This window comes from Massilia sp. 2TAF26 (assembly GCF_052115005.1).
GTDB lineage: Bacteria > Pseudomonadota > Gammaproteobacteria > Burkholderiales > Burkholderiaceae_D > Telluria.
In genome coordinates, this window is the sequence record NZ_JBFRFV010000018.1 from 1 (window position 1) to 14,671 (window position 14,671).

A 14,671-nucleotide genomic window follows, 5' to 3' on the forward strand; every position below is an offset into this window, starting at 1 on the left:
CCTGCTCGACCTGCTGCAATCGGCGGCCGGCCTCGACCGTGTACTCGAGATCGTCGAGCAACCCGGCATGCCACTCTGCTGCCCGCACTGCCAGGCCGACAAACCCTATCGCCACGGCCATGCGCACGGACTGCAGCGCTACCGCTGCCGTAGCTGCGGCCGCACCTTCAACCTGCTCAGCGGCACGCCGCTGGCGCGGTTGCGCTACAAGGCGCACTGGCTCGACTACCTCGGCTGCATGCTCGACTCCCGCAGCGTGCGCCGCGCGGCGCGCGAGATCGGCGTGGCCAGCGCGACCAGCTTTCGATGGCGTCACCGTTTCCTGGCCTTGAGCAAGGATGACCGSCCGCAACGGCTGAGTGGCATCGCCGAAGCCGATGAGATGTATGTGCTTGAATCGCACAAGGGGTCCAGACATCTCGATCGTCCGCCACGAAAGCGCGGCGGCAAGGCGACAAAGCGTGGGATCTCGAATGAACAAGTGTGCATCCTGGTGGCACGCGATCGCAGCGGCCAGACCATCGACGCCGTGACCGGCAAGGGCAGCGTGAGCAAGCGGCAACTGGTAGCACACCTGGGRCCGCGCCTGGCRCSCGACGTGCTGCTGGTGACCGACAGCCATGCGGCCTACCCGGCATTCGCGCGGGAGGTCGGGATTTCGCATGAGGCCATCAACGCGAGGGCCGGCGAAAGAAAGCGCGGTGCGCTGCACATCCAGAACGTGAACGCCTATCACAGCCGGATGCGCRCCTGGCTGCTGCCKTTCCGCGGCRTCGCCAGCCGATACCTGGGCCACTACTTCGGCTGGCGCTGGGCGCTGGATGGCCAGCGCATTGCCAGTCCAGACGCCTTTTTGAGAGCGGCGCTCGGCAGATTCAACACTTAATGCAAACAGCGCCTAAAACAAAGCCCCCTGCGGACTGGTCAAGCGCCCGAAACTATCCCCCATGAACGGCAAGATCGCATCCGCCACCGGCTCCAGCTGCCTGGTCAGATAGTGCTCGTAGTCGATCGGCGCCCCCGCCCCCGACTCGCGGACGTCGAGCGGCTCCGGCCCGGCGGTCGTCATCACATAACGGATCCAGCCGCCGTTGCGGTACTGCGCCGGCCGCCCTTGCCGGATGTGGAACTCGTCGGCGATGCGCGCCGCGCGCACGTGCGGCGGGACGTTGCGTTCGTATTCGTCCAGCGCGCGGCGCAGGCGCTTCCTGTACACCAGCAGTTCCTCGAATTCGCCGCCCAGGGTGCACGCCACGTAGTCGCGCACGTAGTCCTCGTAGGGCTGCTCCTTGAAGATGCGCTCGTACAGTCCTTGCTGGAACTGCTGGGCCAGCGGGGTCCAGTCGGTACGCACCGTCTCCAGGCCCTTGTAGACCATCTCGTCGCTGCCGTCGGCACCGGTCGCCAGGCCGGCGTAGCGCTTCTTGCTGCCCTCGTCGGAGCCGCGCACGGTCGGCATCAGGAAGCGCCGGAAGTGGACGTCGTATTCCAGCTCCAGCGCGCTCTCCAGCCCTAGCTCGTCGCGCAGGGTCTCGCGCCACCAGCGGTTGACGTGGTCGACCAGCTCGCGGCCGATCCGCAGCGCGTCGTCGTCCGCGTGGGCGCGCCCCAGCCAGACGAAGGTCGAGTCGGTGTCGCCGTAGATCACCTGGTAGCCGCGCTCTTCGATCAGCTCGCGGGTGCGGTGCATGATCTGGTGGCCGCGCATCGTGATCGACGAGGCCAGGCGCGGATCGAAGAAGCGGCAGGCGGTGGTGCCCAGCACCCCGTAGAAGGCGTTCATGATGATCTTCAGCGCCTGCGACAGCGGCGCGTTCTTTTCGCGCTTGGCCGCTTCCCTGCCCGCCCACACGCGCGTCACGATGCCGGGCAGGCAGTGCCGGGTGCGCGAGAAGCGCCCGCCACGAAAGCCCGGCACGGTGGCTTCCTCCGGCTCGGCCAGCCCCACGACCAGGCCGACCGGATCGATCAGGAAGGTGCGGATGATGGACGGGTACAGGCTTTTATAGTCGAGCACCAGCACCGAGTCGTAGAGGCCGGAGCGCGAATCCATCACGAAGCCGCCGGGACTGTCGGCGCCCGCCACGTCGCCGATGTTGGGGGCGACGAAACCCTGGCGGTGCATCAGCGGGATATAGGAGTGCTCGAAGGCCGCCACCGAGCCGCCGCTGCGGCCGGCCGCCAGCCCGGTCACGCTGGCGCGCTCCAGCAGGAAGTGCATCAATCCGGTCTTGTCGAAGATGCGCGTGACGAGTTCGCAGTCCTTCAGGTTGTAGCGGGCCAGGGCCGGCTTGTCCTCCTCGAACATGCGGTCGATCGAGGCCATGCGGTCGTAGGGATTGTCGATCTCCTTGCCCTCGCCCAGCAGGCTTTGCGCCACCGATTCCAGGCTGAAGGAGGGAAAGCTCCAGGTAGCCGAGCGCAGCGCCTCGATGCCGTCAATGACCAGGCGGCCCGGGATCTGCACGAAATAATGCTCCTGCTTGCCGCCGTGCTCGCGCCATTCCATCGCCGCGCCGCCGCGTCCCAGCCGCAGCGGATGGCGCAGGCCCTCGGCATGCTTCTGCAGCACCCTCAGGTCGAACTGCACCAGGTTCCAGCCGATCACGGCATCCGGATCGTGGGTCCGGAACCACGCCTCCAGCCGGTCCAGCAGGACCAGGCGGCTCTCGCAGACCTCGTAGGCGAAATCGAGGCCGGAGGGATCGCCATTGGGCGGCCCCAGCATGTAGACCTGGCGCTGGCCGCAGCCTTCCAGCGCGATCGAGCGCAGCTCGCCCTGCATGGTGGTCTCGATGTCCAGCGAAACGGTGCGGATCGCCGGACGATAGTCGCCGTCGGGCCTCAAGTGCCCGTCGAGCAGCAGCTGCGGGTCGCCCGCCGCCGGCGCGCCGGCAAACAGCACCGGCGCGCTGATGAAGCGCTCCATCAGGTAGCGTTCGGGCGGACGCACGTCAGCCTCGTAGACGTCGACGCCATGCTGGCGCAGGCGCTTTTCCAGTGCCAGCAGCTTGCGGTAGTGGCGGCAGTAGAGCCCGAGCACCGGACGGTGGTGGAAGTCGGTCAGCGCCAGTTCGCGCAACTCCCAGCCCTTTTCGCCGCGCAGGACGAATTCGGCGGCTTCGCGCTGCTCGGCCGGGATGAAGGCGACCGCGCGCTGGCCCGGCACGCGCACGCGGCGCGGACCGTCCTCGGTCGCCAGCCAGAACTCCAGCTCGACGCCGGCGTCCAGGTCGCGCCAGTGCCGGGTCAGCAGGAAACCGCGCGGATGACTGCTGTCGCCTGCCTCGTCCATCTTTCTATTCTCAGGCGTCGAAGGAAACGCTGTCGCCACGATAGCGCGCGAGTTCCGCCTCGGTAAAACCGGCGCGGCGGCGCGCGTCCAGGTTGAACGGCCCCTTCAGCACCGGTGCCTTGTAGTGTACCGCCAGCTGCTCGTAGGTGGAGACCGGCTCCAGGCCGCGCTCGGCGCACAGGCCCAGGTACCAGCGGTTGCCGATCTCGACGTGGCCGACCTCGTCGCGCAGGATGATGTCGAGGATGTCGGCCGCCGCGATGTCGCCGGCCTGGGCCAGCTTGGCGCGCAGCGGCGGGATCGCGTCCAGCCCGCGCGCTTCCAGGGTGCGCGGCACCAGGGCCATGCGCGCGAGGATGTCGCCGCGGGTCTTCGCCACCATCTCCCACAGGCTGTCGTGGCCGGGAAAGTCGCCGTAGGCATGGCCGAGCGTACCCAGGTGGGCGTCCAGCAGCGAGAAGTGATAGGCCTCTTCCTTCGCCACCCGCAGCCAGTCGGCGTAGTAGTCCGCCGGCATGCCGGGAAAGCGCCAGACGGCGTCCAGGGCCAGGTTGATGGCGTTGAACTCGATATGGGCCAGGGCGTGGACCAGCATCGCACGGCCCTCCGGCGTGACCATCGAGCGGCGGCCGACCAGGCGCGGCGGCACCAGCTCGGGTTTGGCGGGGCGGCCGGGAATCGCGCCTTCCGGCTCGAAGACGGCGGCGGCGTCGAGTGCGAGGGTGCCGGACGCCCAGGCTTGCGCCAGTGCCGCTACGCCATCGCATTTGCTGCGCGGGTCCGTTTCAAGCAGGTGGATCAGTGCGCCTGCGCGCAGCTCGGCGGATACGGACATCGTCGTCAATGCAAAAAGGCGCAGTGTACCAAATCCGCCGGGTCCGCCGGTCGAAGGCCTTGCTTCGTCCAGCGCCACGGTCATTCAGCCAGGACCCCTATCGCCGATCCGATGCCCCGGCCGGAGCATCTGCGTCCCGCGCATCGCGATTCGAGCGGTAGCGCGATTGCACCTGCTCCACATAGCGCAGGGTTTCCTTGAACGGCGGAACCTTCCGCCCATACTTGAGCAGCGCTTTCTCGCCCGCGTTGTAAGCCGCAAGGACGATATCGAGCTGGTTGTCGTACTTGTCGAGCAGATAGCGGAGATAACGGGCGCCGCCATTGACGTTCTGGGCCGGATCAAAGACGTCGGCCGTGCCGAAGACCCGTGCGGTGTCCGGCATCAACTGCATCAGGCCGGAAGCGCCGCGGCTGGAACGTGCCTGCACGTTGTAGCCGGATTCGACCGCAATGACCGCATGCAGCAGCGCGCCATCGAGTCCGAAGGCCTGGGCGGCGGAATCGATGATGCCGTCGTAGCGGGACCGCGGCCGCGACGGGCCGCCCTGTCCTGCGGACGCGCGCACGGCCGCCGCGCGCTCTGCCACCAGCACCTCCGCTTGCTGGTTCTGCGGACGGGAGTTGGTCAGTACGACGACATTGTCGCTGCCCACGTAGGTATAGACATCGGCGCAAGCGGTCGATGCCACACCGGCAATCGACCACGCCACGGCGAACCTGGCATGTCGTCCCATGGCATCAATGCTCCCCAAACGTGTGCCCCAGCAGTCCCTGGTCGATGGCGAAGGCCGTGAGGGCTGAAGCATTGTGCATGTCCAGTTTCTGCATCAGGTTCGAGCGGTGCTTCTCGACGGTCTTGACGCTCAGTGTGAAGTAGTCCGCGATGTATTTGTTCGTGTGGCCTTCGGCAATCAGTTTCAGCACCTGGCGCTCGCGGTGGGTCAGGTCGCCGAGCGGCGTCGCGGAAGCTTCGCGCCCTGCATTCAGGTAGCGCTGGATGACTTCACCGGAAACGTCGGGACTCAGGTAAGTCTTGCCCGACAGCACGCTGCGGATGGCCACCTGGAGCTCTTCATGGGTGGCGTCTTTCAGCAGGTAGCCGTCGGCGCCGGCACGCAGGCTCGAATGAATGTACTCGTCGGCACGATGGATGGTGACGATGATGATCCGGATCCGCGGGTAGCGCTTCTTGATGTCGATGACGGCTTCGATGCCGCTCATGCCCGGCATCGAGATGTCCATCAGGATCAGGTCCGGACTCATGGTCCGCAGCGCCGCGATCGCGTCCTTCGCGTTCCCGAGGTCGCCGACCACCTCCAGCGTCGGGTCCATCGAGATCAGCGAACGCATGCCGGCGCGCAGCAGCGCATGGTTTTCGACAATCATGATCTTTCCGATCTTTTCCATGTCAACTCCTGTCTCGTTATTGTGATGCGGGCCTCTGCGACAATGCGGTATAACGTCCGGGTGCGAAAACGAAAACCCAATCGCCATAACTGCGCGCGCCGGCAAATGCGCGGTCGGCCAGCCGGAAGTTCCCCTGTTTCAGCGGGACGCCAGCAGCGCGGCTATAGACGCCCATGATCTCCCCGGCAGCGCTCTTGACGAGGCCCCAGTCGTCGTTTCCCGTCATGGGGTCGCGGTAGACTTCACGCAAATGGCGGACGGTGCCCGGCTGGCGGGGATCGCGCAACAGATCCGCCAGCGCCATGGGAAATTTCACCGCCTGCGGCGGCGCATGCTCGTAATAGTGGATGATCGCGCTGCGGATCTGGTGACCGGCGAACAGGAGTTGCTTCTCGCGCTCGCGCTGGACACTATCATGCCATCCATCCACCAGCTTGACCATAGAAACACCGATGCCGGCAACCATGATCAGGACCATGAGATAGGCAAATCCGCCTTCGCGGGCGCGGGGACGCAAGGAAGCACGCGGGAACACCATCACCAGTCTCCATAGATGCTGCCGTCCAGAGCCTTGCCCTCGGCCCCGCTGTGCAGATCGGCGACGCCGCCCTTTTCAGGGGTATCCGGCGGCACCGCCACCCAGCTGTCGGCCTTGCCGGTCAAGGGGTCCACCGGAATCGCGCGCAGATAATGCATGCTGACGAGCTCAGCAAGGGTCTCCGGGTACACGCCATGGTCTTCGTAGTACTTATCGAGAACGTGACGCATCGCGGCGAGGTCGGCACGCAACACTTGCTCGCGCGACAGGTCGACGCTGTGGAAATAGCGGGGAACGCCTATCGTCAGGAGCAGCGAGATGATGCTCAGCACAACCAGGAGCTCCACCAGCGTGAATCCCATTTTCCGGCACTTGCATGGTCTCATGACGATCACCACCGCCTGTAAGGAACACCGTTGATGCCCACCGCTGCGCTGCGCGAGTGGACGTCGAATACATCCTCGCCCTCGCGCGGCTCGTCGGCGCTGCTCGCGTATTCGCGTTTTGCCCAGGTCGCATCGTTATCGAGCGCGGGATCGCTTGCCATCGGATCCCGCGGAATGCTGCGAAGGAAATAGAGGCGCGCCTTGCCGTTCGGGTCGGCCGCGTCGCGCTCGCCCTCCACGAGGACCTTGAGGCTGGGCGGATAGCCCGAACTGCGTGCCGAACGGATGATCCTCCCCTCCTCGACCGCCCGGTGGTAGGCGTCGATCGCCTCCCGCATGTCGATCAGCACGCGCCGCAGTTCGGCCTCGCGTTCACGCCGCATCGCCAGTTCCGCCATCGGGAAGGCAAGGCTTGCGAGGAGGCCAACGATGGCGAGCGTGATGACCATCTCGATCAGGGTAAAACCGCGGCTCATAGCGAGGTCTCCAGCGACAGCGGCGCCGTCGCATTCACCGGCAGGGCCTGGCCGCCCGCGTCCGTGCCGGTTGCGCCGCCGGCCTTGATCTGGGTCTGCGGCGCGCTCGCGAGCACCTCGAAGGTGGCGCTGACGACACTGCCCGCCCCGCTCGAGCCGGCCGTGCCGGCGTTCGCAAGGCTGATCGCGATCTGGCCGTTGCCGGCCCCCAGGTTCTTGGAAAACTGGGACGGCGCTCCCGCCTGGGTCACGAAATTGCCTTCGCTGACGTCCACCGGACGCAACACCGCCGGATCGTATTCGAGTACCAGCGCCAGCGATTTCACGGCCTGCGCGCTCTGGGCATTGAGCGTGACGCTGACCTTTTCGCCCACCTTGGCCTGGCTCGGACCCTGCCATGTCAGCACCACCGGTTGTCCCGATGGCACGGCCGGCGGCGGCGGCGCCGAGGGCTGGCCCGGAACCAGCGCCGTGTGCGGCCCCGGGCGGCTGCCCGTTGCCGACGTGCTGACCTGGCCGAAGGATCGCGCCAGCAGTGTGCCGTTGCGCGGACTCGCTTCGGTGCCGGCCCAGAATTCCGCGCTGCGGGCGTCGACGCTGCGCCTGCCGCCGACGACGTGGGGCGTAATCGACAGCACGATCTCCGTCTTGCGCTTGTCGTTCTTCCGGCTCGAGAACAGCGAGCCGAGCACCGGCAGGCTGCCCAGGCCCGGGATGCGGCTTGCGCTGTCGCGGTCTTCGTCGTTGATCAGGCCGGCGAGAATTTGCGTCTCGCCATCCTTCAGGCGCAGGACGGTGGTCGCATTGCGGGTACCGACCTGGTAGGCCAGCGTGCCCGACACCGTGTTCTGTACTTCCTTCACGATCGAGCTGACCTCGAGGTTGACCTTGATGCTGACGTCGTTATCCAGGTGGATCTCCGGCTCGACCTCGAGCTTCAGCCCCACGTCGAGGTACTGGACGTTCCCGGTCACCACCGGCGTCCCGGTCGATACCGGCGTGATTGCATTGGTGATCACGGGAACCCGGTCGCCGATCATGACCTTCGCCTTTTCGTGGTTGCGCGCACGGATCCTGGGACTGGCCAGCAGGTTCGAATCCCCGTCCTGCCACAACATGTTCAAAGTAAGCGCCGGTACCGGACTGACGATGATGTTGTCGCCATTGATATGCCGGAAGGACTCGACCGGCAGGCCCGCAGCCAGGCCGTTGGCCTGGAGCGAGAAGTTCAGCGACGACGGGTAGTTCACGCCGATCTCCGACAGCTTGGACCGGCCGACCTCGAGCACCTCGACCTCCAGCATCACTTCCGGGTCGGCGATGTCCTGGTCCTCGACCAGCCGGCCGGCCAGCTCGATCACGTCCGGCGTGTCGCGCATGATGATGGAATTGGTCTTCTCGTGGACGAAGATGTCCTTGGTCTTCAGCAGCGTCTTGATCATCGTGACGAGCTGCTTGGCGTCCGCGTTGACCAGATGAAAGCTGCGGATCTTCAGGTCCTGGAACTCCTTGATCTTGGCTGCAGTGTTCTGGTAGACGAGGATGGTGTTATCGCTCAGCAGCTTCTTCTCCAGCTGGGTCTGCAAGAGGATGAGGTCGACGGCATCCGCGACGGCGATGTCCTTGACGAAGATCGAGATCTTGGTATCGGTCTTGACTTCCTTGTCCAGCAGGACGTTGATGCCGCTGGACCTCGCCAGGGCTTCGAAAACCACTTTCAGGGTCGCGTCGCGAAACTGCAGGGTCACGGGGCGGCGGAACTTGGCGTTCAAACCCGTTCCCGACGCCAAGATGTTGGCGCGCTGCTCGTCCAGCTGGCGCTGAAGGGTCCGGGCCCCGGCGTGCCGCTCGTTCTCGAGCAGGATGCGGTGGATATATACCTGGGCCGCGTCGACGTCGTTGTTCTTCAGGGCGGCGGCCGCGGCGTCGAGCCAGGCGGCATGCCGCTGTTCGCGGTCCAGGGCCTCGAGCCCGGCCCGGGCGCCGCCGTCCATGGGAGCGATCCGCAAGATCCGCGCATACAGCTCGCGCGCGAGCTGGTCGCGATGGGCTGCGCGCGCCGCATCCGCTTTTTCGAGCATGCCCGCGACGGTATCGGCCTTCTGGCGCAGCAGGTTGGCACGATAGGCGGCGTTGCCCGGCTCCAGCGCGCTCGCCTCCTCGAGCTTGTGCAAGCCTTCTTCCGGCTTGCCTGACCCTATCAGCTGCATGCCCTCGCGCTGGAGGCGCTCGGCGGCGCAGCCACCCAGCAACAAGCCGACAGTGCTGCACAGGACGGTCAGGCGGCGGACATGCGAGGTAATCATGGGGTGGCCTCAAACCGGGTCGGTAATGGGAACGGACTGGCGCAACTGGAGCGGCAGGTAAGTCATGACGAGCCCGCCCGGCAGGATCCGCTCCAGCCGGTAGGTGTTGTCGATCGTCTCCCCTTGCTGGATCAGCAGCAGCTGCTCGCCGCGCATCAGCATCACCACCTGCTGCGCCCCATCCTTGTAGCTGCCCACGTAGACGAAGGGATTGGGCGGCGCCGAGGGGGCCGGCGGCGGCGCCGGCGGCGCAGCGGCGGCTTGCTTCGGGCCGGCTTCGGCGGCGGGCGGGGGAGTCGCGGGAGCCGACCAGTTGGTCGCCGCAAACGGATCGGCGATCTCGGCTTTCATGACGGGTGGCGGGTCGGCGGGTGCCGCAGCCTGCGGTACGGATGGCGGCGGCGCGCCGGGTACGGTCCTTGCCACAGGCGCGGCTCGCGGCGCCGCCCGCGCGGTCCGCCGGACCGGCTCGGATACCGTCTCGGGACTCCAGCAGGCCGCCAGCAGCGCGGCGAGCACGAGATTCAAGCCGGCGCGGCGATGCTTGTGCAGAGTGGCGATCACGGCGCCGGCCTCATGAAATAGGCAAGCCTGACGGTCGCATCGAGGGCCGGATCGCTGAGCTTCGCGCGGCGGAACTGCACATCGAGCAGGGCCACGGCCCGCTCCCGCGACAATACGGCGGACAGGAAGCGCCGCACCTGCGGATAGCTTCCATGCAAGGGCAGCGTCACCTCATAGCGCACGATCTGTCCGCGCGCCTCCCTGGCGACCGAATACGCACCGTCATTCAGGGACAAACCGTATTCGCCCGCATAGCCCACCAGGCGGTCGAGCCGGTCCGGGAACTGGCGCTCGTCGGCGAGCGCGCTGCGCAGCCGCTCGATGCCGTCCGCAGGCACGGGATCGACGATCGCCGGCCGCTGGGGACGGGGTACGCTCAGGCGCTGCCGGGTGGCCGCGATCGCGTCCAGCGAAGGCGCGATCGACAAGGGATACAGCGACGCCGCGGCGAACGCCAGCAGGATCGCTGCCATTCCCTGGGGGCCGAGCCGGCTCCGCAACAGGAGCAGATGCTGCCGCAGCGCGGCCAGCCGGGCGGCCAGGACCTCGTGCCGGGATCGCACTGGCCGCGGCCCCGTACGAGCCTGGGCAATGAAGGCGGAAATGCTCATATGCTTCTCTCCCATCTCAATTCCATCGAAAACCTGACCGCTTGCCGGGGATCGGCCGGATCGACATGGTGTTCGCGCAGGTACACGCCCGGATAGGCGCCGCTCTCCTGCAGTCGTTTCAGGAAGGCCAGGAGCGCCGCCATGCTGCGCGCCTCCCCGCCGAGCTGCAGCTGCGGCCGTCCCGGCGTCGGGGTCAGCGACAGCAGGCTGACGTCTGGTCCGGTGTTGTCCTCGATCGCCGAAAACAGGCGCTCCCAGGGCTTCGCGAGTTCCGCACGCAGCTGCGCGGCCAGCGTCTCGTCGGAAGGCGCCAGGCGTTTGCGCGCTCGCTCCTGGCCCTGCTTCGGCGCGCCGTGTCCGGCCACCTGCAGGCGCGCCTCTTCCAGTTGCTGGAGTTGCAGGGCCGACTCCGCCAGCCGGAAGGCATACAATCCCTGCGCCGCGCAAGCCAGCAGCGCCGCGGCGAGGGCCAGCGCGGGCGCCCGCAGCCAGCGCGGTGCGTGATGCCCGTGGTCCAGCCGAAGCAGGCGCATGCGCTTCATGCCGCTCCCTCCACATCGCCGGCACCGCCGAGGAGCAGGATGCGCCAGCCCGGCACCGGCGCCGGCGTCGTCTCCGTAGCGCGGGAGGCGTCGTCGAGATACACCACGGCGGCTTCGCGCTGGCCGTCATGCAGGCACTCTTCGCGGGCCAGCAGGTCCGCCAGCGCCGAATGCCACTGGGGCGTCACGCGCAAGCTGCGGGCGCAGATCCAGGCGCCCTCCTCCCAGCGCGCCATGCCAAGGCTGCCGGCGTCATGCAGCAGAAGCCAGCCCGCCGGCTCCGTCAGCTGCGACAGATGGCGGTTGGCGCTGTCCGCCAGGGCCGGCACCACGGAACGCAGACGGATGCCATGCTCGCGCAGCACTTCCTCCAGCGTCGCGATCAGGTCCGGGTCGACGGCGCTGGCCAGGCGCGGCCGCTCGCCGTGCCGGCGGTCGACCCGGATGTCCCAGGCGGCCGTGCCCGCATCGTAGAGCTGGCTGAACCGGTGGCGTATGTAGACAGCTTCCTCGTCCTCGTTCACCAGCGCCGCGGTCTTCGACAGCACTGCATAACGCACCATGCTGTCGGCCAGGACCACGCGCGCGCGACCGCCCGGCTGGCCCAGTTTGTCCAGCTGCAGTGCCAGCGCTTCGAGCGCTGCCGCCCAGGGCAAGCCGGCGCCGCCGGCTCCGGTGTGCGGGAGCACGCCGCCGGTCTCGCTGCGCCGCCAGCCGCCCGGCGACAGCCTGGAATGACGGCGGCGCACGCCGACCGCGGCGTGGCCAACGCGGATGTCCCAGTCAACGAACGACAAAGGTGACACGATTAATCTCCTGCAACGTGGTCTGGCCCGACAGCGCGATATCGACAGCGATCTCGCGCAACTGGCGTGTACCGTTCCGCTCGGCGGCTTCGCGAATCAGGCGCAGCGGCGCCCGCGCGACGATGAGTTCCCTGATTTCGTCATTCAGCAGCAGCAGTTCGCCGATCGCGCGCCGGCCCCTGAATCCGGTGCCGCGACACTCGCCGCAGCCGCAGCCCGCCATCAGGCGCGCGCCTGCCGCGCGCGACCCGTCGATGCCGGATTCCGCCAGCAGGGCCGGATCGGGGACGACCGGCCGGCTGCAGGCCGGACAATTCACCCGCAGCAGGCGCTGGGCGATCACGCCGTTCAGCGCCGACACGAAGCTGTAGGGATCGACCCCCATGTGCATGAAGCGCCCGATCACGTCGAAGACATTGTTCGCGTGGACAGTCGTGAAGACGAGGTGACCGGTGAGCGCCGACTGCACCGCGATCTGCGCCGTTTCGGCATCGCGGATCTCGCCCACCATGATCTTGTCCGGATCGTGGCGCAGGATCGAGCGCAGGCCGCGCGCGAAGGTGAGTCCCTTCTTCTCGTTGACGGGAATCTGCAGCACGCCTGGCAACTGGTATTCCACCGGGTCCTCGATCGTGATGATCTTGTCCAGCCCATGGTTGATCTCCGCGATCGCGGCATACAGCGTGGTGGTCTTGCCGCTGCCGGTCGGCCCGGTCACCAGCACCATGCCGTAGGGGACACCGGACAGGCGGCGCATCATGGCGACCGCGTCGGCATCGAAGCCCAGGCTGTCGAGCCGCAGGCCGCGCATCTGGTCCGACAGGCTCTGTTTATCCAGGATCCGGAGGACGGCATCCTCGCCGAAGATGCTGGGCATGATGGAGACGCGGAAGTCCACCTGGCGCTGGCGCACCGTGACCTTGAAACGCCCATCCTGCGGCACCCGGCGTTCCGCGATGTCGAGTTCGGCCATCACCTTGACGCGCGAGACGATCTGCTCGGCCTGGTCCGCCCCCGCCAGCGTGGCGGCAAGGGTCAGCACCCCGTCGACCCGGTACTTGATCGACATGCCCGCATGCCCGGTTTCGAGATGGATGTCGCTCGCGCCCAGCCTGACCGCATCGTACAGCGTGGAATCGACCAGTTTGACCACTGGACTGGCATGCTCGCTGATGCGAAGAAAGGTCAGCTCTTCCGCCTCCTGGTCGGCCTGGACGTCGGCGCCGGCCTGCGGGACCATGCTGTCCATGGCACGCAGGGTTTCCTCGTGGCGCCGCAGGAAAGCCTGCAGGTCGAGCCGATGCGCCAGGCGCCAGCCAAAGCCCGCCGGCAGGCGGGTTTCGACCCAGGCCGCCAGCCCCGGCGCCAGGGGATCGGCCGTAACGGCGACCGGCAGACCGTCGGCATCCCGCATCGCCATGCAGCGGCGCTCGCTCGCGTCGCGGAAACCGATGCTGTCGAACAGTGGCGTGAAAGTGGCAAGCGTCGTGGCGTCGACCGGCGCATAGCCCAGCGTCCGCCCGAGCCGCCCGAGGAATCGCTGCGGGTCCAGCCCCGCCGCCTCTTCCAGGATTTCGGTGGCGCGTCCCGGCATGTCTCCCGCCTGCCGCCGCGCCGCGCGCAGTTCTTCGGACGAAAACCGGTCGCGGGCGGCATCGGCGATGACGGCGGCGTTCATTGGATGTTCCCCGCGAGGTCGAAGATCGGAAGGTACATCAGCACCACGATTCCGCCGATCATGGCACCGATGACGATCATCAGAATCGGCTCGAACAGCTTGGTGAACTGCTCGATCCAGCGGGCCAGCTCTTCTTCGTAGAAGCTGGCGATGCGCTCCATCATCTCGCCCATCTGCCCGGTCCGCTCCCCCACCCGCATCATGCGCACCGCCACCGGCGTCGTCAGGCCGAAATGCTCCATGGAGCGCGAGATCGCATGCCCTTCACCGATATGCCGGGCCGCCATTGCCAGCTGGGCCCGCATCTGCATCTGCAGCAGATCGCTGACCATCGGCAGCGCGGTGCCGATCGGCAAACCGCCGCGCAGCAGCATCCCGAGGGTCCTGTACACGCGCGAGAGGTAGAACAGGCGCAGGCGCGCGCCGATGGCCGGCAGCTGCCACGCCCGGCGCTGGCACCAGGCGCGCACCGGCACCAGCCGCGCGGCATACACCGCGCCGCCAAGGCAGGCGGCGCCGGCCGCCAGGATGCCCAGGCGATTTTCGCCAAGGAATTGTCCTGCCGTCATCAACAAGCGGGACGCCCACGGCAGTTCGCCGCCGATGTCGGCATAGACCATGCTGAAGCGGGGAACGACGTACATCATGAGGAAGACCGTCACCAGCACACCGACGACTGCCAGCACCACCGGATAGATGGAGGCCCCGACGAGATGCCGGCGCAGGCGGTCGACCTGGCCCTGGTAGTCGATGTAGCGGCCGAGCGCCTCTTCCAGCGCCCCGGTGCGCTCGCTGGCGCGCAGGGTCGCGATATACAGGGGGGGAAGCGCGGCGCCGCCATGCTCGATGGCATAGGACAGCGGCCTGCCCTCGTACAGCAGGGCCACCATCTGCCGCAGCACGCGCGCGATCTCGGGCCTGCTTTCCTTGTCGGCCAGGGTTTCGAGCGCCTCGACGACCGCCAGTCCCGCCCTGAGCAGGGCCAGCAGCTCCTGGCTGAACAGGGACAGCGGAAAGCGGGGCGGCCGGCGCCGGAACACCCTGCCCCAGGCGGCGGCGCTGCGCAGCGACAGCAGGGCGTGGCCCTGCGCCAGCACCTGACGCGCCGCGTCGTCGCGGTCGATCGCGTCGATGTCGAGCGTCGCGATGTCCACGCCGGCGCGGATGATCCTTGCCTGGAACTTCATGACCGTCCCCCGATGCCGACGGCGCCGGGCTGGAGCGG

Annotated in this window: 15 protein-coding genes; 1 reads left to right on the forward strand and 14 read right to left on the reverse strand. The window is 67.4% G+C overall.

Annotation, left to right across the window (positions count from 1 at the left end):
- Position 1 precedes the first annotated feature (1 nt).
- Positions 2–886, forward strand: coding sequence for an IS1595 family transposase (locus tag AB4Z32_RS18020; protein ID WP_442123236.1), 885 nt, complete (start codon positions 2–4; stop codon positions 884–886).
- 12 nt (positions 887–898) lie between these two features.
- Here AB4Z32_RS18020 and AB4Z32_RS18025 read toward each other — a convergent pair whose 3' ends face one another.
- The 14 genes from AB4Z32_RS18025 to AB4Z32_RS18090 all read right to left on the reverse strand — a co-directional run bounded on the left by AB4Z32_RS18025 (position 899) and on the right by AB4Z32_RS18090 (position 14,633).
- Positions 899–3,295, reverse strand: a complete 2,397-nt coding sequence (locus AB4Z32_RS18025) for a DNA polymerase II (RefSeq protein ID WP_442123237.1) — start codon at positions 3,293–3,295, stop codon at positions 899–901.
- Positions 3,296–3,305: 10 nt separating this feature from the next.
- The gene (locus tag AB4Z32_RS18030; protein ID WP_442123238.1) at positions 3,306–4,130 is read right to left on the reverse strand and encodes a ferritin-like domain-containing protein; all 825 of its coding nucleotides are present in this window, start codon (positions 4,128–4,130) and stop codon (positions 3,306–3,308) included.
- Positions 4,131–4,227: 97 nt separating this feature from the next.
- On the reverse strand, positions 4,228–4,866 hold the full coding sequence (locus tag AB4Z32_RS18035) for a lytic transglycosylase domain-containing protein (protein WP_442123239.1): 639 nt from the start codon (positions 4,864–4,866) through the stop codon (positions 4,228–4,230).
- 4 nt (positions 4,867–4,870) lie between these two features.
- The gene (locus AB4Z32_RS18040) at positions 4,871–5,539 is read right to left on the reverse strand and encodes a response regulator (protein WP_442123240.1); all 669 of its coding nucleotides are present in this window, start codon (positions 5,537–5,539) and stop codon (positions 4,871–4,873) included.
- Positions 5,540–5,555: 16 nt separating this feature from the next.
- A complete protein-coding gene (locus tag AB4Z32_RS18045) occupies positions 5,556–6,077 on the reverse strand; it encodes a type II secretion system protein (protein ID WP_442123241.1) in 522 nt (173 codons plus the stop codon).
- Positions 6,077–6,439, reverse strand: coding sequence for a type II secretion system protein (locus AB4Z32_RS18050; RefSeq protein ID WP_442123242.1), 363 nt, complete (start codon positions 6,437–6,439; stop codon positions 6,077–6,079). Before AB4Z32_RS18050 ends, AB4Z32_RS18045 begins: the two co-directional genes overlap by 1 nt.
- A gap of 29 nt (positions 6,440–6,468) precedes the next feature.
- On the reverse strand, positions 6,469–6,939 hold the full coding sequence (locus AB4Z32_RS18055) for a type II secretion system protein (protein WP_442123243.1): 471 nt from the start codon (positions 6,937–6,939) through the stop codon (positions 6,469–6,471).
- Entirely contained in the window at positions 6,936–9,245 is a 2,310-nt protein-coding gene (locus tag AB4Z32_RS18060; protein ID WP_442123244.1) for a cohesin domain-containing protein, read from the reverse strand. The genes AB4Z32_RS18055 and AB4Z32_RS18060 overlap by 4 nt, the downstream gene beginning before the upstream one ends.
- A gap of 9 nt (positions 9,246–9,254) precedes the next feature.
- Positions 9,255–9,671, reverse strand: a complete 417-nt coding sequence (locus AB4Z32_RS18065) for a hypothetical protein (RefSeq protein ID WP_442123245.1) — start codon at positions 9,669–9,671, stop codon at positions 9,255–9,257.
- A gap of 134 nt (positions 9,672–9,805) precedes the next feature.
- Positions 9,806–10,420, reverse strand: coding sequence for a hypothetical protein (locus tag AB4Z32_RS18070; protein ID WP_442123246.1), 615 nt, complete (start codon positions 10,418–10,420; stop codon positions 9,806–9,808).
- Positions 10,417–10,953 carry a PilN domain-containing protein gene (locus AB4Z32_RS18075; protein WP_442123247.1) on the reverse strand — a complete coding sequence of 179 codons (537 nt, stop codon included), beginning with the start codon at positions 10,951–10,953 and terminating at the stop codon, positions 10,417–10,419. Before AB4Z32_RS18075 ends, AB4Z32_RS18070 begins: the two co-directional genes overlap by 4 nt.
- A 5-nt stretch (positions 10,954–10,958) precedes the next feature.
- Entirely contained in the window at positions 10,959–11,768 is an 810-nt protein-coding gene (locus tag AB4Z32_RS18080) for a hypothetical protein (RefSeq protein ID WP_442123248.1), read from the reverse strand.
- The gene (locus tag AB4Z32_RS18085) at positions 11,746–13,446 is read right to left on the reverse strand and encodes a GspE/PulE family protein (RefSeq protein ID WP_442123249.1); all 1,701 of its coding nucleotides are present in this window, start codon (positions 13,444–13,446) and stop codon (positions 11,746–11,748) included. The genes AB4Z32_RS18080 and AB4Z32_RS18085 overlap by 23 nt, the downstream gene beginning before the upstream one ends.
- Complete coding sequence (locus AB4Z32_RS18090; protein ID WP_442123250.1) at positions 13,443–14,633, reverse strand: type II secretion system F family protein; 1,191 nt, start codon at positions 14,631–14,633, stop codon at positions 13,443–13,445. Before AB4Z32_RS18090 ends, AB4Z32_RS18085 begins: the two co-directional genes overlap by 4 nt.
- Positions 14,634–14,671 lie beyond the last annotated feature (38 nt).